Genomic DNA, 20536 nt, shown 5'->3' with positions numbered 1-20536 from the left:
GCTCGAATTTGCTCTTTGCCATGGGTACGCTTCCTGTGGTCAAATACGATGGGTCAGCCGGCTGGGCCGGTTTGTCGAGCCGTTTAAGGGTTTCGTGGCATTTGCGCAAGACTTAATTGCGTGCGCGAGAACGGCAAGGTCCCGCACTTTCGAAACGCCGCGGGCACAAATTGGCCGGGCCTCCGCGAATGGACTTGCTCGAAACCGGAAAGTAAACGCAATCAGTCGCATGCGACACTTATTTAAAGTGGCGTAGCAAATCTTGTCGGCGGTGAAAAAAGAGATTGGAGCGGGTAGCGGGAATCGAACCCGCGTATTCAGCTTGGAAGGCTGCTGCTCTACCATTGAGCTATACCCGCGGGCCTTCGATCCTGAAGCAGAATGGTGGAGGGAGTTGGATTTGAACCAACGTAGGCTGAGCCAACGGATTTACAGTCCGTCCCCTTTAACCACTCGGGCATCCCTCCATTACTCTGTCGGGATCTGTCGACCAAGCATTTGAGATCGTGGAAGAACCGGCGCCATTGTCGCCGCCTCTCGATCTGCGCCGGGTATATGACCGCCTGCATTCGTCCTGTCAACACGGCGAAACGGAAATTTTCAGAAATTCTCCACAAGCGCCGGTGGGAACAGAACCGAAACCATTTCACACGCTGACCTAAGCTCTCTATAAGGCGCGCATGAGCAAGGATAAGACCGGCGACAAGAGCGCCAAGGATACTCACTACGCCAATCTCCGGCGCGCGCATCGCGATGCCCGCCGCGAGCGCGGCGAGATTCCGACACCACGGCCCGACAAGCGCAAGAAGCTCGCCGCCGACTGGAAACCGCCGGCGCTTGGCCCCGAACAGGTCCTTCTCTACGGCCTGCATACGGTTCGAGCCGCTCTCGACAATCCCGAGCGCCGGACCATCCGCCTTTCCGTCACGCAGAATGCGGCGGCGCGCCTGGAACTCGGCGATTTGTCCGTGCTCCCCTTCCCCGTCGAAATCGTCACACCGCAGGAGCTCGACCGGATCCTCGGACCGGACGCCATACACCAGGGCGTGATGCTGGAGACGCGGCCTTTGCCGCACCGGAAGCTTGAGGCATTGCGCGATTGCCCGCTGATCCTTGTGCTCGATCAGGTGACTGATCCCCATAACGTCGGAGCGATCATGCGCTCGGCGGTCGCCTTCGACGCGGGCGCACTTATCACGACGATGCGCCACAGCCCGACCGAATCGGGTGTGCTGGCGAAATCCGCTTCCGGGGCGCTGGAGCTCATTCCTTATATCCAGATCACCAATCTCGCCGACACGATCGAGGAACTGCACAGGCTCGGCTTCATGACGATCGGCCTCGATTCGGAAGGGCCGCAACCGCTCGAAGGCACTTTCGCCGGCGACAGGATTGCGCTCGTCCTGGGATCGGAAGGCAAGGGTTTGCGGCAGAAGACGCGGCAGACCGTCAGAGCGCTCGCCCGGCTCGACATACCAGGCGCCATCAAGTCGCTCAATGTCTCGAATGCGGCTGCGATCGCCATGTACGCCGCAAGGCAGTATCTAAAAAGGTGAGCAGACCTCAGTACGCTGGAACGCTCACCGGCGCGATTTCAGCCGTTGGGCATCCGTCCTGCAGTTTCTTCCAGGTCATGACGTTGAGGTTCATCTCGCAACGCGCCAGATAGGAAGTACCGCCGACGCGGATGCATGCGACCTGGCCGAGCTCATATCTCGCTCCGTCGCGATTGCGGCAGGCGCATCGCCGGTCCGGTGGGGACGCAGAAACACTGCCGGCGACCATCGCGGCCGCCGCCGCCGACAACGCCAAAACCCGAAGAATGCTCAGGCCTTTCATAGGCGACAGGATAGCGCAAATCAGAGCCGAGCAGAAACGGAGAATGCCGGCTGCTCGCGCAGCCGGCATTCTTCCGCAACGAACCGGCATTCACGCCGGTCGAGATGATTTGGAACTAAGCGCGTCGCGTTCCTGCGACGCTTGGATCCATGTCTTGATGCATATCGTTATTCCAAAAGCGCTGCACAGTTTTGGGCGACATGCATTAGCTTGCCAGGCGCAGGACGTTGCCTTGCGTGATCGCCTTCTCGGCCTCGGCGATGGCGAACTGCTTCTGATCGGCACCGAGGTTCAGGCCCTCGGCACGGACGAATTCGACGTCAGTGATCCCGAAGAAGCCGAAGATCGTCCTCAGATAGCTTTCCTGGTGGTCCATTGCAGCGGCCGCACCGGCGGAATAGTGCCCGCCGCGGGTGGACGCGATGATGACCTTTTTGCCCTTGGCGAGGCCTTCCGGACCCGCTTCGGTGTACCGGAAGGTCTTGCCGGAAATGGCCAGACGGTCGATCCAGGCCTTGAGCTGGCTCGGGATCGAGAAGTTATACATCGGCGCGCCGACGACGATCGTGTCGGCGGCGAGGAACTCCTCGAGCATCTCGCGGCCGATCAGGACATCCGCCGCCAAAGCGGAGTCAACGCTATCGAGATCGGCGGGAGCCATGATCTGCGCACCGGTCAGATGCGGTACGCGCTCCGCGGCGAGATCACGATAGATGATCTTCGCGTCGGGCCGGTCGGCCTTGATCTGCGAAACGATCGCCGCGGTCAGACGGCGGGAAACCGAATGTTCTCCGAGGATGCCAGAGTCGATATGAAGGACATTCATGGGAAGCACCTTTGTTTGCGTTGCGGTGCAAAATATATGATTTGAAAACAATCTCGCGATAAGTACGCAGATATTTGACATTCTGTTTCCTGATGGAAACAATCCCACGCAACGCCGGCGACGCAGTGACTTCGCATGAGCTCCGCGGCATGAGACGCGGGATGCGCACGGACAGCCGCCTATATCTTCTATATCGCCTTTGATGGAGGCACGAATGCAGGACCTGAACGATATCGCTCTCTATGCCGCCGTCGTGAAAAACAACGGCTTCAGCGCTGCCGCGCGCGACCTGAACATGCCGAAGTCCAAACTCAGCAAACATGTCGCGCGCCTGGAGGAACAATTGGGCGTGCGGCTTCTCGAGCGCTCGACGCGCAAACTGCGGATGACGGAGATCGGGCGCGTCTTCTACGAACACGCCCAGGGCCTCCTGGACGGGGTCAAGGCGGCGGAAGCGGAGGTCGCGGCGGTGCGCGCTGAGCCGAGTGGGATCGTGCGCCTCGCCTGCCCCATCGGCTTCACGCCGATGATCGCCGATATCCTGCCCGCCTTCCACCGCAGATATCCCCGCGTCCGATTGCTGATAACCGCCACCAACCGGCGCATTGACTTGATCGAAGAGCGAATAGACGTGGCGCTGCGCGCACGCGATCAGCTCGACACCGACAACCAGTTGATCGTGCGCAAATTCGGCGAAGTGCGCCAGCGCCTTGCGGCAAGCCCGACACTTCTCGCCCGCCTTGGCGATGTCACGACCGACAATCTCTCGCAGATGCCGACGCTTTCGATGAACGAGCAGCAGACGACGGATGTGTGGCGGCTCGTGCACGCCACTGGCGGCACGATCGAGATCGCACACCGGCCGGTCATCGGCTGCAGCGATTTTCTCATTCTCGAGCGCGCCGCGATCGAAGGCATGGGGATAGCCCTGCTGCCCGACCACATCTGCGAGCGCGCCTTCCGCGCCGGCGTGCTCGTCCCCGTCTTGCCGGAATGGACCTCCGGCAACGTCGTGGTGCACCTCGTCTTCCCTTCACGCCACGGCCTGCTGCCGGCGACACGCGCGCTGATCGATTATCTGGCGGAGAACCTTATCAAAGCCATGGAACGCTGCCGCGACGTGGAAACGAAGCCCGCGACCTCGTTCGATATTTGATATTCCAGCGGACGTCCCGAATGCCTGATGGCGTCGATGCCGATGAGATCGCCGCTAATTTCTCGAAAGGCGTTCTCACCGTAACCCTGCCGAAGATCCCGGAAGCGCAGCGCAGCGAGTGCAAGATTCAGTTCAAGGCCGCCGCTTGAACCGTCTCCCGCCTTCCTGTCCGCAATACTTCGACCCGTTTGCGGACGGGAAGCCTCTAATGGGGATCGAAGCTACTGAGGTGCACGACACCGGGCGCTGCTGCCCCACGCGTTCTCGGCCGCAGAGCGCATCAGTCACCGCCGAATGGCGAAGGATCTGCTAAAGTTCACTCTTCACAGCAACACAACGGCACGTCGGCATGTCGAGGAGCTTGTAGTGGAGAACGAGGCGGCGGCCATTGCCCTTGAGGCGCACGAGCTCACCAAGATCTATCGGATGGGCGCGGTAGAGGTTCACGCGCTGCGCGGGGTGGACGTGGACCTTCGCGAGGGCGAACTGGTGGTTCTGTTGGGGCCCTCGGGGAGTGGCAAATCGACCTTGCTCAACATCCTCGGCGGCCTCGATACGCCCACCCGCGGAACGGTCAAGTTTCGCGGCCAGCCCCTCTCGATGGACAGTGAACGCGCGCTCAATCTCTACCGCCGCAATCACGTCGGCTTCGTCTTCCAGTTCTACAATCTCATTTCGAGCCTGACGGCCCGCGAAAACGTCTCCCTCGTGACGGAGATCGCCGGAAATCCGATGTCGCCGGTTGAAGCGCTTTCGATCGTCGGCCTCGGCGACAGGCTCGATCACTTTCCGGCGCAACTTTCCGGGGGCGAACAGCAGCGCGTCGCCATCGCCCGCGCAATCGCCAAGCGTCCCGAGCTGCTTCTCTGCGACGAGCCAACGGGCGCACTCGACAGCAAGACGGGAATCCTGGTGCTCGAGGCAATCCTCAAAATCAATCGCGAGCTTGGGACCACCACTGCGCTCATCACCCACAACGCAGTCATTGCCGAGATTGCCAATCGCGTGCTCTACTTTGCCGATGGGCGCATCGTCGAAAGGCGGAAAAACGCCGTTCAGCGCGCCCCCGGCGAACTCGCCTGGTGAGCATGATGAGCAGTCTCGATCGAAAGCTCGTTCGTGAACTCTGGAGGCTGAAGGCTCAGGTTCTTGCCATCGCGCTGGTGATCGCGTCCGGTACCGCCCTGCTCATCATGGCACTGACGACGATCGAGGCGCTCGAGGAGACGACCGCCGCCTATTACGAGCGGACGCGCTTTGCCGATGTGTTTGCCCAGGCAAAGCGTGCGCCCGAACATCTTGGCCGCGACATCGCGGATATCCCGGGTGTGCGCCTCGCCGAAACGCGCATCGTCGAAGGCGCCATTCTTGACATGCCGGGCTTTGCCGAGCCGGTCGTTGCCCAATTGCTGTCGCTGCCCGAACGGGGCCCTGAGCTTCTGAACGCGCTGGTGATCAGATCCGGACGCTTGACCGACCCGACCCGGCCCGATGAGGTGGTCGTCAGTGAGCCTTTCGCCGAGGCTCACGAATTGAAGCCCGGCGACAGTTTCGACGCAGTCTTGAGGGGGCGCAAACGCACCTTGCAGGTCGTCGGCACCGCCCTTAGCCCCGAATTCGTCTACGCGATCGCACCCGGCGGCCTGATGCCAGACGACGAGCGTTTTGGCATCCTGTGGATGGGACACGATACGCTGGCGGCCGCCTTCGACCTAAAGGCTTCCTTCAACAGCATCACGCTCAGTCTCCTCCCCGGCGCTGACGAAAAGGACGTTATCCGCCGGCTCGACGGCCTGCTCGCTCCCTTCGGCGGCATCGGTGCCTACGGTCGCGCCGATCAGACCTCGAACTGGTTTCTGGAAAGCGAGATCGCCCAGCAAAGGAACATGTCGCGGATCATGCCGACCATCTTCCTGGCGGTCGCCGCCTTTCTGACCAACATGGTAATGGCACGGCTCATCGAGACGCAGCGCCGCGAAATCGGCCTTCTGAAGGCCTTTGGTTACAGCAATCTGGCGATCGGCTGGCACTATGCCAAGATGGTCCTCGTCATCGGCACGATCGGCATCCTGATCGGCTCGTTGCTCGGCGCCTGGCTCGGCCACTGGAACACGGAACTCTATACGAAATTCTACCGCTTTCCCTTCCTGCTCTATCGCCCCGGCCCTGCCGGCTTCGTGATTGCCGGCGCGATCAGCCTCGGCGCGGCGCTCGCCGGCAGCCTCGCCGCGGTGCGCCGCGCGGTCCGGCTTCCGCCTGCGGAAGCGATGCTCCCACCTTCCCCGCCGATCTATCGGCGCACCTGGGCTTCTCGAACGGCGCTTGCCGGCGCGCTGGACGAACCGTCGCGCATGATCGTAAGACGCATCGTCCGTTGGCCGGTCAGGGCTTTCCTCGCCAGCCTCGGTCTCGCAATGTCGATCGCCGTGCTGATCATGGCGCTGCAGTGGGTCGACGCGATCGATTCCCTCGCCGACACCGTGTTCGAGCGCGGGCAGCATCAGGACGCGACCGTTGCATTCAACGACCTGCAGCCCATTCACACGGTCGGGGACTTCGAGCGTCTACCCGGCGTCCTGGCGGCAGAGCCCTATCGCCATGCCTCGGCGCGGATCAGCCACGGGCACCTTGTCGAGAGACAGGGTATAATCGGCGTTCCGCCCGGCGCAATCCTCAGTCCCGTGTTCGACGCCGAGCGCGGACGCATCGACGTTCCCCCCGGCGGCCTCATGCTTTCACGCAAGCTCGCGGAGCTGCTTCACGTGAGCGCAGGCGATACCGTGGGCATCGAACTCCTGGAAGGGCGCCAGGCGCGATTGAGCCTTCCGGTAGCTCAGGTCTTCGAAACCTATCTCGGCACGCCCGCCTACATGGAGATGGGCGCGCTGAACCGGATAGCGGGTGACGGTCGCGTCGTGAGCGGACTGCATATCCTCGTCGATTCTCCGAGCCGCGCGAGCTTATTGGCAAAACTCAAGGACATTCCCAACGTCGCCGCCGTACTCTTCCGGCAGGCCGCGATCGACACCTTCTACAAGACCATGGGCGAAACCATCTTCATCTTCATCGGCTTCTTTGTCGCCTTCTCCATGACGCTTTCCGTCGGTGTCACCTATAATTCGATCCGGATTGCCCTTTCCGAACGGGCACGCGAACTCGCGACGCTTCGCGTTCTCGGCTTCAGTCGTTGGGAGATCTCCTACATCCTGCTTGGCGAGGTCGGTATTCTGACATGGGTCGCGATCCCGCTCGGCGCGGCGATCGGCTACGGCCTCGCGTGGTACATGACGAGCGCCTTCGAGACGGAACTCTACCGCGTGCCGCTCGTGCTTAGGGACGCAACCTACGGCAAGGCGGCGCTGATCGCGCTTGCGGCGACGCTGGTCTGCGCTGCGGTCGTGCGCCGGCGGCTCGATCGGCTGGACCTGATCGCGGTGCTGAAGACAAGGGAGTAGCCTGTGAGCGTCGTCAAGCGCAGGTTGGCAATCTGGGGCAGCCTGCTCGCGCTGCTCGCGGTGGGGATCGCCTATGCATTGCGGCCGCAGCCGATTCAGGTCGATCTGGCCGTGGCCGAGACCGGCTTGCTACGCGTCACCCTCGACGAAGAAGGCGAAACGCGGGTGCGCGACGTCTATACGCTTCATGCGCCGTTGCGCGGACAGTTGCAGCGTATCGCCGCCGAGGTGGGCGACGTCGTTAAGGCGGGGGAGACGCAACTGGCGCAAATCGAACCCGCGCCGCCGGCCTTTCTGGACGTAAGGATCGAAGCGGAGCTGCAGGCCGCAGTCGAGGCGGCGCGCGCGGCCCACAAGCTCGCCGCTGCCGAACTCAATAAGGCCAAAGCCGACCTGACCTTTGCCGAAGGAGAGCGCGCCCGCGCCCGACAGTTGATCGAGCGCAGGGCAATCTCGCAGCGCGCCCTGGAGGATGCGGAGCGTGCGTACCATGTTGCGCAGGCCAATCTGGCCACGGCCGAAGCCGCCCTGAAGGTACGAGAACACGAGCTTCACCAAGCCCGCTCACGGCTCCTGTCGCGGCAGGAGATCCGGAGCCTCCGTGAAGACTGCGAATGCATGCCGGTGACCGCGCCGGTGAGCGGCGTGGTGCTGCAGGTCATGCGCCGCAGTGAAGGCGTGGTCGAAGCTGGAACGCCGCTGCTCGACATCGGCGACCCTGCGGATCTGGAGATCGTCGTCAACTTCCTCTCGGAGGACGCCGTGCGCATAACTCCAGGTCAGCGAGCGATCATCACCGGCTGGGGCGGCGAAGACCTCAACGCCGTCGTTCGTCGAATCGAGCCCTTCGGGCAAACTGAGGTGTCGGCGCTCGGAATCGAGGAGCAGCGGGTCGACGTCATCCTCGACTTTGCCGAACCACCGCAACGTTGGCGTACGCTCGGACATGGTTATCGAGTCGACGTGCAAGTCATCCTGTTCGAGGGTGAGGTCCTCAAGCTGCCGCTTGGCGCTTTGTTCCGGCAAGGCGACGATTGGGCCGTGTTTATCGCAGCAGACGGACTGGCGCGTTTGCGCCGGGTTGCCGTCGGCCAGCGAAACAGCCTCGCGGTCGAAATCCGGGAAGGACTTGAGCCTGGCGACCAGGCTATCCTCTATCCGAGTGACCGGATCAAGGACGGGGTCGCTATCGTGGAGCGTTAGCCCGGTCGTCTGCGCCTGTTCGAGTGAGCCGCGGTCATCGCCGCGAATCGGCGGATGCTGATCGGGGCTCATTGAGGGCGATTCGATATGATGGACTATCCGCTCCTCCTTCATGGCATAAGCGGAGCGGTCATGATTTGGGAGCAGAAAGAAACGCTGCTCCAGTTTTGGGCAAGCGCTTGAATTATCCTGTTGCAGGCGCCTCCCCAGAGCGGCACCACCGGCGGCAAAAATCAACGCTGTCGCTATGATTGGCAGGACAGCAGCAGATTTTGAGCGGCCTGGCAGCGAAGGCGGCTGTCGGTTGGCTGCCGGAAACTCGGGCGTCTGTTCACGACATTTTCAAGCACTATCTCGCGCTGCATCCGAACATGGCGGCCAGTGCGATCGGCAAGCTTGTGGAGTGGTGTGAAAACGGGGGGAAACGCAGAACTCGCGATATGATTGCATGACCCCGAGCCTTGCAACACTAAGCGCGCCCGATACGCTCATGCCACCACGACTCGGAGGCACCCCTTTGATACGAATTGACCTACCCTGGTTTGCAAATGTCATCACCGCAATAGAGAACCTGCGTAAAGTTAAGACGGGTGCAACTGCGGCCGCCGTTCTCTACCGGCTGCGGATTGCTGGGGGGCAAATCGGCGTCCTGTACGATGGCAGCTTGTACGCGCCATTTCTCAAGATCTCGCGCCAAAAGTCACTGGAGCTGAGGGATCTAGTTAACCGCCTTGTGGATTGGTGCGGGCAAAATCCCAAAGGGATAATAGATGAATTTCAAGAGTGGGAGCTCAGCTTCAATAGAGAGCAGTTTACAACGGTCTTTTTTGCAGAAGTCACCGGGTTCCCCACCTACCTCATAACTCAAAAAGAAAACTACGACATCGACAAGCTTATCAATTCTGGCGTCGGACTTTTCCCAGCGAACATGCTCAAAAAGGTTCCTGAGACGTTTCATGACGCAATGGAGACGGGGAAATGCCTTGCGTTTGAGCTGCACACGGCCTGCGGTTTCCACACTTTTCGCGTGGTGGAGGCGGTGGCTCGAAAATGCTGGGACGCGGTTTCAAACAATAAGCCTCGGCCAAACCCCCAAAGCCTCGGCACCATCGCCCGCGAACTCGAAAAAGAGAAACTGGGCGATGACAAGGTTGCGCAAGCGCTGCGTCAACTGACAAGTTTGCACCGTAACCCACTGGCCCATCCGGAGGCGATCCTTCAGGCCGACGAGGCAGGTGCGATCGTCGGTCTAGCACGCAGCGTTATCAGCATGATGCTGCCACAGATCCCGGATCAACTTCCGACGACGACGGCATTTACGCAGATTGCGGATGCATTGTCAGCCGTGCGCGAGTGATCGTGAGACCGCGACATTGAGCGAATGTCTTACGAGGTCTCAACCCGAGAAAAACGGACCACCAAGCACCTGGAGAGAATGGTGCCCCCAGAGAGACTCGAACTCCCGACCTACTGATTACAAATCAGCCGCTCTACCAACTGAGCTATAAGGGCACTTTCAGTGTTGGGAGTTAGCATATTCTGACTCGGTGTAAAGCAAAAATACGGTCGCCTTCAATTTTTCGGGTGCGTCAGCCGCGTGGCCGTGCCAGAAAAACATGTGCGGGCGCCCATCGCCTCTCCGTGCGCAACGACAACGGACTGAATTCATGACCCAATTCGGCACACTCGCTTTCCTCGCATCCTCGGCAGAAGAGGCGCAAAAGGCCGCAAAGGAGCTAAAGGCGCGGTATGGCGACCACGACCCGGACGATGCGGATGTGATCGTCGCGCTTGGCGGCGACGGCTTCATGCTGCACACGCTGCACAAGACGATGAATACCGGCAAGCGCGTCTACGGCATGAACCGCGGCTCCGTCGGTTTTTTGATGAATCGCTTCAGCACCAAAAACCTTCGCGAGCGCATTGCAAGTGCCGTCGAAAACGCTTTCCACCCGCTGGAGATGCGGACGACGGACGTCAACGGCAACACCTTCACGGCACTCGCGATCAACGAGGTCTATCTCTTCCGCCAATCCTACCAGGCCGCGAAGCTGAAGGTCATCGTCGACGGCAAGGTCAGGCTCGACGAACTGACCTGCGACGGGCTGCTCTTGTCGACGCCCGCGGGCTCCACCGCCTACAACCTTTCGGCCCATGGTCCGATCCTGCCCCTGGAGGCGCCGCTTCTGGCGCTCACGCCCGTCAGCCCCTTCCGGCCGCGGCGCTGGCGCGGCGCGCTGCTGCCGAACCGGGTCACGGTAGACATCGAGATCCTCGAGGCGGAAAAGCGCCCGGTCAACGCCGTCGCGGACCATCAAGAAGTCAAATCGGTCGTACACGTGCGCATCGCCGAATCGGAGAAACTCACCGCGCGCATCCTGTCCGATCCGGACCACTCCTGGTCAGATCGCATTCTAGCCGAGCAGTTTTCCAATTGAAATCACACGTTGCAGAGGCGATATGGTATGGTGACGAGAGGTAGTCGCCATCGGGCCCATGCCCGACCGTTCAGGCGTGCCGCCATTGAGGATTGTCGACGATGTACAAGGCACTGCTCATAGCGCTTTGCCTCGCCCTACCCGGGAGCGCGCTTTATGCCCAGGAAAGTGGCATCCTACCGTCGAACGTCATTTTCGTGACCAGCACAGGCTATTGGGAGGAAAGCGGAGGCGCGCTGCTGCCGGACGACAAGGCCGGCCAGGATGGCGCCGGGGAGGATGGGGCCGGGCCGGATGGCGCGACGCCGGCAGCCGAGGGCCGGCGCGGCTATTACAAACTGATCGCCGTTCGCCAGGCGGACGGCACTGCACGGATTCACCTGCAGCAGATCGCCGCGACGGCGAGCGGCCCCGAAGTGACTTCATCCGCGGAACTTGAAGAATTCTCCGCCTTGAAAGCTTATGTCACCGACATTCGTCCCGAGACCTCGACCGGCATCACGCCGCAGCCGGGCATGTTCGCGACGGTCTATCTGAAGACCGATCCGGCCGCGACGCAACCGGAGTCCTGGACGGTGCTGATCGACGATCTCGGCGACATCAAGATCGAACGCGCGACGAACTGAAATCGTCAAAAGCAGAACGGCCGGGCGTGAGGCCCGGCCGTTCTGCTACATCTCTCGTGCTGAGTCACCTCAGCTCAGGTCCTCGACGACCGCATCCGCCCCACCGCTGACGCGATGCGCAAGGGCTGCCTCCATGAACTCGTTCAGTTCGCCATCGAGCACGTCACCCGGGCTCGTGCTTTCGACGCCCGTCCTCAAGTCCTTCACCAACTGATAGGGCTGCAGGACATAGGAGCGTATCTGGTGGCCCCAGCCGATATCGGTCTTCGACGCCGCTTCGGCATTGGCCGCCTCCTCACGCTTCTTGAGCTCGGCTTCGTAGAGCCGGGCGCGCAGCATGTCCCAAGCCTTGGCGCGGTTCTTGTGCTGCGAGCGTTCCTGCTGGCACTGCACGACGATGCCGCTCGGCATGTGCGTGATGCGCACGGCGGAATCGGTCGTGTTGACGTGCTGACCGCCGGCGCCCGACGAACGGTAGGTGTCGATGCGGCAGTCGCTCTCGTTGATGTCGATTTGGATCGACTCGTCGACCACGGGATAGACCCAGATGGACGAAAACGACGTGTGACGACGGGCATTGCTGTCATAGGGCGAGATGCGGACGAGCCGGTGCACGCCGGATTCCGTCTTCAGCCAACCATAGGCATTGTGGCCCTTGACGAGGAGCGTGGCGGATTTGATGCCCGCCTCTTCTCCGTCCTGGATTTCCAGAAGCTCTACCTTGTAGCCCTGGCGCTCGGCCCAGCGGGTATACATGCGAAGCAGCATGTTCGCCCAGTCCTGGCTTTCGGTGCCGCCGGCGCCCGAATGGACTTCGAGATAGGTGTCGTTTTGGTCGGCCTCGCCGGACAGCATGGCCTCCACCTGTTTCTTCGCGGCTTCGTTGCGCAATTGCCGAAGCGCTTCCTCGGCCTCGGCGACGATTGCCGAATCGCCCTCCTCTTCGCCAAGCTCGATGAGCTCGATATTGTCGTTGAGCTGCTGTTCGAACCGGCGCAGGCTGCTGATGCTGTCGTCGAGCTGCTGGCGCTCGCGCATCAGTTTTTGAGCCTCGGCGGCATCATTCCAGAGTGACGGGTCTTCCGCCTTGTTGTTCAACCAGTCCAGTCGTCTTACCGCCTGATCCCAGTCAAAGATGCCTCCTCAGCAGGCTTATGGCCTGCTTGATTTCGTCGACGATATTCTCGATTTCGCTGCGCATGATCCTGCTTCTTGAGTGACTTGACGAACGTGACGGTCAAATAGCGATGCCCGCCGCCGATGTAAAGGCGACGGGCATCAGCTTGAAGGGAAAGGGTCAGAACAGGCCGTTCGAGCCGGAAGTCACCGCCTGGTTGGCCTGCGGAGAATTCTTCAGGATCTCCTCGGGCGGTACGTACTGGTCGAGGCCGCCGATGACCGAGAAGGTGTCCGCAGGGCCCGTGCCTGGCTTGAAAGCCTCGATGATCGTGTCCGGCTCGCCTTCGACCGCGGCCATGCCGGTCTTGCGGTTCACCGGGATGAGGCTCATGCCTTCCGGAACCACGAACTTGCCCGGACGGGTGCCTTTGACGGCCTCCTGCATGAAGGCGTTGAAAATCGGCGCCGACAGGCTGCCGCCGGTGGCGCCGCGGCCAAGCGGCTTTGGATCGTCGAAACCGAGATAAAGCCCGGCGACGAGGTCCGGGGTGTAGCCCACGAACCATGCGTCCTTCTCGTCGTTGGTGGTACCGGTCTTGCCGGCGACCGGGCGGTCGAGCTGGATCTTGCCTGCTGCCGTGCCGCGCGTGATCACGCCCTCCATCATCGAGGTGATCTGAAAGGAGGTCATCGGATCGAGGACCTGCTCGCGGTTGTCGGTCAGCACGGGCTCTTCCTGATCGCCCCAGTCATCGGCATTGCAGTTGTCGCAGGTGCGGTCCTCGTGGCGGAAGATGGTTTTGCCGTAGCGGTCCTGGATGCGGTCGATGAGCGACGGCTTGATCTGCTTGCCGCCATTGGCAATGACGGCATAGGCCGAGACCATGCGCAGGACGGTCGTCTCGCCCGAGCCGAGCGACATGGAAAGAAGCGGCGGCATCTTGTCGTAGATGCCGAAGCGCTCTGCGTATTCGGCGACGAGGTTCATGCCCATGTCGTTGGCGAGCCGCACCGTCATCAGGTTGCGCGACTTTTCGATGCCGAGACGCAGAGTCGACGGACCGGCAGAACCGCCGCCGTAGTTTTCCGGCCGCCAGACCTGACCGCCGGCGACGATCTCGATCGGCGCATCGAGAATGACGGAAGCGGGTGTGTAGCCGTTGTCGAGGGCGGCGGCGTAGACGAAGGGCTTGAAGGAGGAGCCCGGCTGGCGCATCGCTTGCGTCGCGCGGTTGAACTCCGACTGGCCGTACGAGAAGCCGCCGACCATCGCCAGCACGCGGCCTGTATGAGGGTCCATCGCCACCAGACCACCTTGGACCTTCGGCGGCTGGCGAAGACGATACTCGCCCGGCTGATCCTTGAGCGGCTCGACATAGACGACGTCGCCCGGCCCGAAGACTCCCTCCGGCGACTTGGCGGTCTTGCGCTCGCCGCCCGCAAAGCGGTATGCCCACTGCATGTTCTTGGCGGCGATGTGTCCCGTCACGCGTTCAGGCACGATCTTTCCGGAGGCTTCCTTCTCCGGCTGAATGCCGATCTCAGCGCCTTCGCTATCCACCGCAAGGACGACCGCGAGCTTCCATTCCGGCACATCGCTGAACGCAGGAATCTTGCTCAGCGGTTCGCCCCAATCGCCGCCGATCTCGATCGTCTTTACAGGACCGTGAAAGCCGCGACGCTCGTCATAGTTCAGGAGTCCCTCCTGCAGCGCCTTGCGGGCGATGATCTGCAGGTGCGGATCAAGCGACGTGCGCACCGAAAGTCCGCCCTCATAGAGCGCTTCCTCGCCGTATTTCTGAATGATCTGGCGACGCACCTCCTCGGCGAAAAAGTCGGACGCGAAGAGATGAGCCCCGCCACGGCGCGGATTCACGCCAAGCGGCTGCTTCTTTGCCTCTTCACCGTCGGCCTTGGAGACGTAGCCGTTCTCGACCATCCGGTCGATCACCCAGTTGCGGCGCTCGATCGCCGCTTCTGTCTTGCGGAAAGGGTGATAGTTCGCCGGCCCCTTGGGCAAGGCCGCCAGATAGGCGGTTTCGGCAACCGTCAGTTCCGTCACCGATTTGTCGAAATAGGTCAGCGCCGCGCCGGCGATTCCGTAGGAGTTCAGCCCGAAGAAGATCTCGTTCAGATAGAGCTCGAGAATGCGGTCCTTGCTGTAGGCCTGCTCGATGCGGAAGGAGAGGATCGCCTCCTTGATCTTGCGGTCGAGCGTCTGGTCGGCGGTAAGCAGAAAGTTCTTCGCGACCTGCTGCGTGATCGTCGACGCCCCGACCGGGCGCCGGCCGGAACCGAAGTTCTGGAGGTTGACGGCGATGGCGCGGGCGAGGCCCGTCACATCGATGCCGGGATGCTGATAGAAATTCTTGTCCTCGGCGGAAATGAAGGCCGCCTTGACGCGGTCCGGTATGGCCTGAATCGGCAGATAGAGCCGGCGTTCGCGCGCATATTCGGCCATCAACGCGCCGTTGCCCGCATGGAATCGGGTCGTGACCGGCGGCGAATAATTGGCCAGCACCTCATAATCGGGCAGGTCCTTGGTGATGGCGCCAAGATAGATCGCCACGGCTGCGGCTACGCCAAGCAGCAGAAACGCACCTATGCCGAAGAAATATCCAATCAGTCTGATCATCAGTCAGATACCGGTACCTTACTATCGTCCCATTGCCAGGTCGCCGAATGCCCGAGGGCAGCGTTCGTCGTGAACGAAATCGACCTCGCCAAACCTTTCCATCAGAAATCGTCTGGTATTACAGCTACACACGTCTGAAGCTTCCTCATATGGCGAGGAAACTCCAGCATCAACATGATTCCCACAAATCGAGACGTCCCTCCCCTAAGGGGCGCGGATTGTGAGCAAAATAGGGCTGATGTCCGATTATCGAGTGCGCATCTCGGCGAAAAGCATATCGCTGTTACCCATGCGACACAAATCACTTCCCGTAAGAAAGACACGCGAGAAGTGTTTGAAGCGTCATGCGCGCTCAACCGCCGTTTGCAACCGCCGTCTGCCGGTATCGCTCGACAGCGATCGCAAGCAGGCCGGACACCTTCTTGCGCCATTCCGGGTCGAGCAACTGTTTCTCGTCATCCTTGTTCGAGAGGAACCCGAGCTCGAGCAGGATCGAGGGCACGTCCGGCGCCTGCAGGACACGGAACCCGGCGTGACGGTGAGGATTATTGATCAGCCGGATCTGACCCTCGAAAGAGGAAACGACGCTCCGCGCCAGATTCACGGAGAAGGCCTGGGTCTCGCGCCGCGCGAGATCGATGAGGATATCGGCGACCTCCGCCGGCTCGCTTTCGAGCGGTATGCCGGCGATCTCGTCGGAGAGATTTTCGCGCGCGGCAAGATCGGCGGCAAGGCTGTCGGAGGCCTTATCCGAAATGGTGTAAACCGTGGCGCCGCGAATATCCTTCTGCTTCAGCGTATCGGCGTGGACGGAGATGAAGAGGTTCGCGCTTCTCTGCCTTGCAATCTGCACGCGCTGGGGGAGCGAGAGGAACTCGTCGCGATCCCGCGTGAGGAACGCTTCGATGCCGGGCTCACGATTGAGCATCGCCACGAGGTCCTTCGCGAATGCGAGGGTCACGTGTTTTTCCTCGGTCCTGGTGACGCTGCCGATCGCGCCGGTGTCGATGCCGCCATGGCCGGCGTCAACGGCGATCACGAACGCCCCGGCGGTCTTCGGCGGTGTGATGGCGGGGCGGTCCGTCTTGACGGCACGCACCGTGCCCGTCCATTGCTGATCGCCCAGAAGCTTTTCGAACCGCGCCCGGTCGACTCTTTCTGCGTCGAGCACGAGGCGGAAGCCCTTGCCATCTTCCTCCGGCTTCACCTCCGCGTGGGTCACCTCCGTCGGCCCCTTGGCGGAAAGTACGATCCGCGACGCCCCTGCCCCCATGCCGCCGTAACGGATGGCATCAAAAAGCCCTCTCGCCTCAAGGCTTTCCGGTTTCAGTCCGAAGGACGTTTCCGGCAAGTCGACGATGACGCGGACCGGATTGGCAACATAGTGAATGGAGAAATCTGGCTTGCGGTCGAATTCTATCACGACCCGCGTGCGGGCGTCGTCGCCGGCGATGCGCGCACCATAGGCAAGCAACGGGGCCGGTTCGCCGGCGCGCAGGCCGGTCGCAGGCGCGACAATGGCGACCGCCAGCGCAATCGGCATCGCGCATGCCGCCCGGCGCCATGCCCGGATCTTATGCAAGGAACACAGCCTAATTACCGAAGGCTTCACCCCGGACTCCTCATCAACGCTCTCACGAATACCGGCGGCAACTATGCCGGCTCGGCCGTCGTTCCCACCAATGAACCGTCATGGTTAACAAAGCTTGACGCGGCTTGATGACGATGGCGAATCGACACGATTCGACGCGCCAGATCCACCGTGACGGCCGGATTTCACCCGCGCAAGCGAATCGATCAATATTGTGGCGGCGCGGGCTTTTCCCTTGCCAATGTGACATAGAAAACATAAAAGCGTCACAAGGAGAAAGTGTTGACGGGATAGAATCGTCGGCCGGGCAGCCGGAGCTTTAGAGAAGCTTGGCGCCAGGGAAGTGATCGGGCCGGAACAGCCGGCTGTAACCGTATCATGCTTCCGCGGCCGCAGGCATTCATCCGCCGTCGCCGCATTTTCTCCCGCGTACACTGGATCGCAATTTCCGGCGGTGGCCGGAGTTCTTGATGGTGATTTTCACCGGATGCCCGCAAGCGGGCGTATTCATCGGGCCCCGGCGGGGCCCAGGACATTGGCATTCTTGTTTGGTCTTTGATGTGACTCAGCAGTATTGGTCAGAAGTAGAGAGGCCCCGGAACAGTACCGTTCCGGCTGCCGTCTGGCTGCTGCACCATCGCTCGCGCCAAACAGGACCTATTACATCCGGCGCAGCTTCCGACGTGTTCGACAGCCTTCCAGACGAAGGCACTCCGTCTGCCGTCCCACTGCGCCGAGGAGCACAGCTTAGATGGCAGAGAAAATGCTTATCGATGCGTCTCACTCAGAGGAGACGCGCGTCGTTGTCGTTCGCGGGAACCGCATAGAAGAGTTCGATTTCGAATCAGAACATAAGAAGCAGATCCGCGGCAATATTTACCTAGCCAAGGTGACCAGAGTGGAGCCGTCGCTCCAGGCCGCCTTTGTCGACTACGGCGGCAATCGCCACGGCTTCCTGGCCTTTGCCGAAATCCACCCCGACTACTACCAGATCCCCCTCGCCGATCGTCAGGCGCTGTTGAAGGCGGAGGCCGAAGAGGCCCGCCGCGAAGACGAGATCGAGCCGGTCGAAGCCATAAACGAGCCACAGCCCGCCGAAGCCGCGCCGGAGGCCGAGGCCGTCGAGGTGATCGAGCCGGCGGAAGAACCCGCCGAAGCCGAAGCAGCCGCTGAAAAACCGAAGGCCAAAGCCAAGCCGAAGCGCACCCGCCGCACGAAAGCAAAGGCGAGCGAAGAGACCGTAGAGGCGGAAGCGAACCCCGAGGGAGCCGGTGAAGTCAGCGGCGGCGAGATGGCCGCCATGGTCGACACCGATTCGATCTCCGAGGATATCGAAACGCGGCGCCGTCGGGACGACGACGATGATGACGACGATGACAGCCACGACGGCGAGAAGGAGATCATCGAGTCCGTCGGCGCCGAAGACGCGATGGAAGAGGTTCCGGACCGCCAGATCCGCAAGCCGCGCAAGCAGTACCGCATCCAGGAGGTGATCAAACGCCGGCAGATCCTTCTCGTCCAGGTCGCGAAGGAAGAACGCGGCAACAAGGGAGCGGCACTGACCACCTATCTCTCGCTTGCCGGCCGTTATTCCGTCCTGATGCCGAACACGGCGCGCGGGGGCGGCATCTCCCGCAAGATCACCAACCTGCAGGACCGCAAGCGGCTGAAGGAAATTGCCCGCAGCCTCGACGTGCCGCAGGGCATGGGCGTGATCCTGCGCACCGCCGGCGCCAACCGCACCAAGGTCGAGGTCAAGCGCGACTTCGAATATCTCATGCGCCTGTGGGAGAATGTCCGCACGCTGACGCTCAATTCGACGGCGCCCTGCCTCGTCTATGAGGAAGGCAGCCTGATCAAGCGCTCGATCCGCGATCTCTACAACAAGGACATCAGCGAAATCATCGTTTCGGGCGAGGAAGGCTACAAGGAAGCGAAGAGCTTCATGAAGATGCTGATGCCGAGCCATGCGAAGGTCGTGCAGCCCTATCGCGACGTACATCCGATCTTCTCGCGCTCCGGCATCGAGGCGCAGCTCGATCGCATGCTACAGCCGCAGGTGACGCTGAAGTCGGGCGGCTACATCATCATCAACCAGACCGAAGCGCTGGTCTCGATCGACGTGAACTCCGGCCGCTCGACACGCGAGCATTCGATCGAGGACACGGCGCTGCAGACGAACCTCGAGGCAGCCGAAGAAGTCGCGCGGCAATTGCGCCTGCGCGACTTGGCCGGCCTCATCGTCATCGACTTCATCGACATGGAAGAAAAGCGGAACAACCGCGCCGTCGAGAAGAAGCTCAAGGATTGCCTGAAAAACGATCGTGCCCGCATCCAGGTCGGCCGCATCTCGCATTTCGGTCTACTTGAAATGTCGCGCCAGCGCATCCGCGCCTCGGTGCTCGAAAGCACGATGCAGACCTGCCCGCACTGCAACGGTACGGGCCATGTCCGCTCGCAATCCTCCGTCGCGCTGCATGTCCTGCGCGGCATCGAGGAATATCTGCTCAAGAACACGACGCACAATATCAGCGTAAGGACGGTTCCCGACATTGCGCTTTATCTGCTCAACCAGAAGCGCAGCACGATCACGGATTACGAGCAGCGCTTCGGCGTGTCGATCACCATAGATGCCGATGCGCATGTGGGCGCGCAGCACTTCGCGATCGACCGCGGCGAACCCGTGGAAAATCCGGTGAGAATCGACCAGATCCTGCACTTCGTCGAGCCGGAACCGGAAGACGAAGAGATCGTGATCGAGGACGAACTCGACGAGGAGGAGGAGGCGGAAGAGATCGCCGCCGAACGCCCCGAACAGCAGAAGGCGCAATCCGACGAGCAAGGCGGCCGCAAGCGTAAGCGCCGTCGCCGCCGCCGCGGCAAGGGCGCAGGTCAGACACCGGAAGCGGTCGCCGCCGAAGCCGGTGAAGCCGGCGACGATGCGAGTGAGGAACTCGCCGAGGCAGAGGACGAAAGCGAAGCCCAAGAGGGTGCTGCTGAGGGTGATGGCGAGCAGAAGCGCAAGCGTCGCCGCCGCGGCAAGCGCGGTGGCCGGCGCAACCGGCCGGAGCTTGGTGAAACCGAGAGCGAGGGCGGCCTTGCGGCAGAGGCCGCTGACGACGACGCTGTCGGCGAAGAGCCGGAGTTCGTCGAAGCCGCATCCGCCGAAGAGCCCGTCGATGCCGTAGCGGTTGCTGTAGAGGCGCCGGAGGAGGCAAAGCCGGCGAAGCCGAAGCGTAGCCGCAAGAAGGCCGCTAAGGCCGAAGAGGCCGCGGAGAATGTCGACGCCGCAGCCGAGGAGGCGGTGAAGGGCCAGCCGGAAGTCACTGACGCAGCAGCTGCGGCCGTCGAAGAGCCGGTCGATGAAGCTGTGGAGGATCTGGAAGGCGCAAAGCCTGCACGGGCGAACCGGGATCTCTCGGCGATCGCCTCAGAACCGGTCGTCACATCGAGCAAATCCGACAGCGAGGAAGAGCCGGCGAAGCCGAAAAAAGGCGGCTGGTGGCAGCGCCGCGGCTTCTTCTGAGACAAGTGACAAGTTGCGTGAAAGAGCCCGGAGTGATCCGGGCTTTTTTCATGGCTGCCGACGACGTGCTTGCGCGCCGGCTACTGCATGTTTCCTTAAATCGTACCCGATTTAAGGACAAA

General features: G+C 61.6%; 15 protein-coding genes and 3 tRNA genes. 10 read left to right on the top strand and 8 right to left on the bottom strand.

Annotated features, from left to right (window positions below):
• Positions 1–285: 285 nt before the first annotated feature.
• Positions 286–359: transfer RNA gene (locus AYK65_RS06795), tRNA-Gly, on the bottom strand.
• Between the two features lie 23 nt (positions 360–382).
• A tRNA-Tyr gene (locus AYK65_RS06790) sits at positions 383–467 on the bottom strand.
• A 213-nt stretch (positions 468–680) separates the two neighbouring features.
• Here AYK65_RS06790 and AYK65_RS06785 point away from each other — a divergent pair.
• The gene (locus AYK65_RS06785; RefSeq protein WP_026612447.1) at positions 681–1556 is read left to right on the top strand and encodes a TrmH family RNA methyltransferase; all 876 of its coding nucleotides are present in this window, start codon (positions 681–683) and stop codon (positions 1554–1556) included.
• Between the two features lie 7 nt (positions 1557–1563).
• Here AYK65_RS06785 and AYK65_RS33600 read toward each other — a convergent pair whose 3' ends face one another.
• Complete coding sequence (locus AYK65_RS33600) at positions 1564–1839, bottom strand: hypothetical protein (protein ID WP_046118538.1); 276 nt, start codon at positions 1837–1839, stop codon at positions 1564–1566.
• A gap of 205 nt (positions 1840–2044) precedes the next feature.
• On the bottom strand, positions 2045–2665 hold the full coding sequence (locus AYK65_RS06775; RefSeq protein WP_026612449.1) for an FMN-dependent NADH-azoreductase: 621 nt from the start codon (positions 2663–2665) through the stop codon (positions 2045–2047).
• 214 nt (positions 2666–2879) lie between these two features.
• On the opposite strand from AYK65_RS06775, the gene AYK65_RS06770 reads away from it, so the two are divergent.
• The 6 genes from AYK65_RS06770 to AYK65_RS06740 all read left to right on the top strand — a co-directional run bounded on the left by AYK65_RS06770 (position 2880) and on the right by AYK65_RS06740 (position 9836).
• Positions 2880–3821 (top strand): LysR family transcriptional regulator, encoded by a 942-nt coding sequence (locus AYK65_RS06770; RefSeq protein ID WP_046118281.1) that lies wholly within the window; start codon positions 2880–2882, stop codon positions 3819–3821.
• A gap of 20 nt (positions 3822–3841) precedes the next feature.
• Positions 3842–3970: an Hsp20 family protein gene (locus AYK65_RS06765; RefSeq protein WP_081158069.1), complete on the top strand. Its 129-nt coding sequence runs from the start codon at positions 3842–3844 to the stop codon at positions 3968–3970.
• A gap of 217 nt (positions 3971–4187) precedes the next feature.
• On the top strand, positions 4188–4907 hold the full coding sequence (locus tag AYK65_RS06760) for an ABC transporter ATP-binding protein (RefSeq protein WP_026612451.1): 720 nt from the start codon (positions 4188–4190) through the stop codon (positions 4905–4907).
• 5 nt (positions 4908–4912) lie between these two features.
• Positions 4913–7276 carry an ABC transporter permease gene (locus AYK65_RS06755; protein ID WP_081158083.1) on the top strand — a complete coding sequence of 788 codons (2364 nt, stop codon included), beginning with the start codon at positions 4913–4915 and terminating at the stop codon, positions 7274–7276.
• A 3-nt stretch (positions 7277–7279) separates the two neighbouring features.
• Positions 7280–8479, top strand: a complete 1200-nt coding sequence (locus AYK65_RS06750; protein ID WP_026612453.1) for an efflux RND transporter periplasmic adaptor subunit — start codon at positions 7280–7282, stop codon at positions 8477–8479.
• Positions 8480–8996: 517 nt separating this feature from the next.
• Entirely contained in the window at positions 8997–9836 is an 840-nt protein-coding gene (locus AYK65_RS06740) for a hypothetical protein (protein WP_085031945.1), read from the top strand.
• A 79-nt stretch (positions 9837–9915) separates the two neighbouring features.
• Here AYK65_RS06740 and AYK65_RS06735 read toward each other — a convergent pair.
• Positions 9916–9991 (bottom strand) — tRNA-Thr (locus AYK65_RS06735).
• Between the two features lie 155 nt (positions 9992–10146).
• Between AYK65_RS06735 and AYK65_RS06730 the strand changes: the two genes are divergently transcribed.
• The gene (locus AYK65_RS06730; RefSeq protein ID WP_081158067.1) at positions 10147–10917 is read left to right on the top strand and encodes an NAD kinase; all 771 of its coding nucleotides are present in this window, start codon (positions 10147–10149) and stop codon (positions 10915–10917) included.
• Between the two features lie 101 nt (positions 10918–11018).
• Entirely contained in the window at positions 11019–11543 is a 525-nt protein-coding gene (locus AYK65_RS06725) for a hypothetical protein (RefSeq protein WP_081158066.1), read from the top strand.
• 69 nt (positions 11544–11612) lie between these two features.
• Here the strand turns inward: AYK65_RS06725 and prfB are convergent.
• The 3 genes from prfB to AYK65_RS06710 form a co-directional block, all read right to left on the bottom strand.
• Positions 11613–12744 (bottom strand): peptide chain release factor 2 gene (gene prfB / locus AYK65_RS06720; RefSeq protein WP_139015565.1). Its coding sequence is split into 2 segments (ribosomal slippage): positions 11613–12674 and positions 12676–12744, totalling 1131 coding nucleotides; the frame shifts between segments, so codons are not numbered across the junction.
• 96 nt (positions 12745–12840) lie between these two features.
• Positions 12841–15297 carry a penicillin-binding protein 1A gene (locus AYK65_RS06715; protein WP_026612460.1) on the bottom strand — a complete coding sequence of 819 codons (2457 nt, stop codon included), beginning with the start codon at positions 15295–15297 and terminating at the stop codon, positions 12841–12843.
• Positions 15298–15649: 352 nt separating this feature from the next.
• Positions 15650–16840 (bottom strand): N-acetylmuramoyl-L-alanine amidase, encoded by a 1191-nt coding sequence (locus tag AYK65_RS06710; RefSeq protein WP_046118283.1) that lies wholly within the window; start codon positions 16838–16840, stop codon positions 15650–15652.
• A gap of 799 nt (positions 16841–17639) precedes the next feature.
• Between AYK65_RS06710 and AYK65_RS06705 the strand changes: the two genes are divergently transcribed.
• Entirely contained in the window at positions 17640–20414 is a 2775-nt protein-coding gene (locus tag AYK65_RS06705) for an Rne/Rng family ribonuclease (RefSeq protein ID WP_026612462.1), read from the top strand.
• Positions 20415–20536: the final 122 nt, after the last annotated feature.

The organism is Ensifer aridi, assembly GCF_002078505.1.
GTDB classification, from domain to species: Bacteria; Pseudomonadota; Alphaproteobacteria; order Rhizobiales; family Rhizobiaceae; genus Sinorhizobium; species Sinorhizobium aridi.
The sequence above is the reverse complement of the archived record's forward strand: the minus strand, read 5'-3'. Positions and strand labels throughout refer to the sequence as shown.

What these genes read in the sequence shown, in the direction of transcription:
- AYK65_RS06785 (WP_026612447.1), top strand. Translation starts at nt 681, where the DNA reads ATGAGCAAGGATAAGACCGGCGACAAGAGCGCCAAGGATACTCACTAC.
- AYK65_RS33600 (WP_046118538.1), bottom strand. Translation starts at nt 1,839, where the DNA reads ATGAAAGGCCTGAGCATTCTTCGGGTTTTGGCGTTGTCGGCGGCGGCG.
- AYK65_RS06775 (WP_026612449.1), bottom strand. Translation starts at nt 2,665, where the DNA reads ATGAATGTCCTTCATATCGACTCTGGCATCCTCGGAGAACATTCGGTT.
- AYK65_RS06770 (WP_046118281.1), top strand. Translation starts at nt 2,880, where the DNA reads ATGCAGGACCTGAACGATATCGCTCTCTATGCCGCCGTCGTGAAAAAC.
- AYK65_RS06765 (WP_081158069.1), top strand. Translation starts at nt 3,842, where the DNA reads ATGCCTGATGGCGTCGATGCCGATGAGATCGCCGCTAATTTCTCGAAA.
- AYK65_RS06755 (WP_081158083.1), top strand. Translation starts at nt 4,913, where the DNA reads ATGAGCAGTCTCGATCGAAAGCTCGTTCGTGAACTCTGGAGGCTGAAG.
- AYK65_RS06730 (WP_081158067.1), top strand. Translation starts at nt 10,147, where the DNA reads ATGACCCAATTCGGCACACTCGCTTTCCTCGCATCCTCGGCAGAAGAG.
- AYK65_RS06725 (WP_081158066.1), top strand. Translation starts at nt 11,019, where the DNA reads ATGTACAAGGCACTGCTCATAGCGCTTTGCCTCGCCCTACCCGGGAGC.
- AYK65_RS06715 (WP_026612460.1), bottom strand. Translation starts at nt 15,297, where the DNA reads ATGATCAGACTGATTGGATATTTCTTCGGCATAGGTGCGTTTCTGCTG.
- AYK65_RS06710 (WP_046118283.1), bottom strand. Translation starts at nt 16,840, where the DNA reads ATGCCGATTGCGCTGGCGGTCGCCATTGTCGCGCCTGCGACCGGCCTG.
- AYK65_RS06705 (WP_026612462.1), top strand. Translation starts at nt 17,640, where the DNA reads ATGGCAGAGAAAATGCTTATCGATGCGTCTCACTCAGAGGAGACGCGC.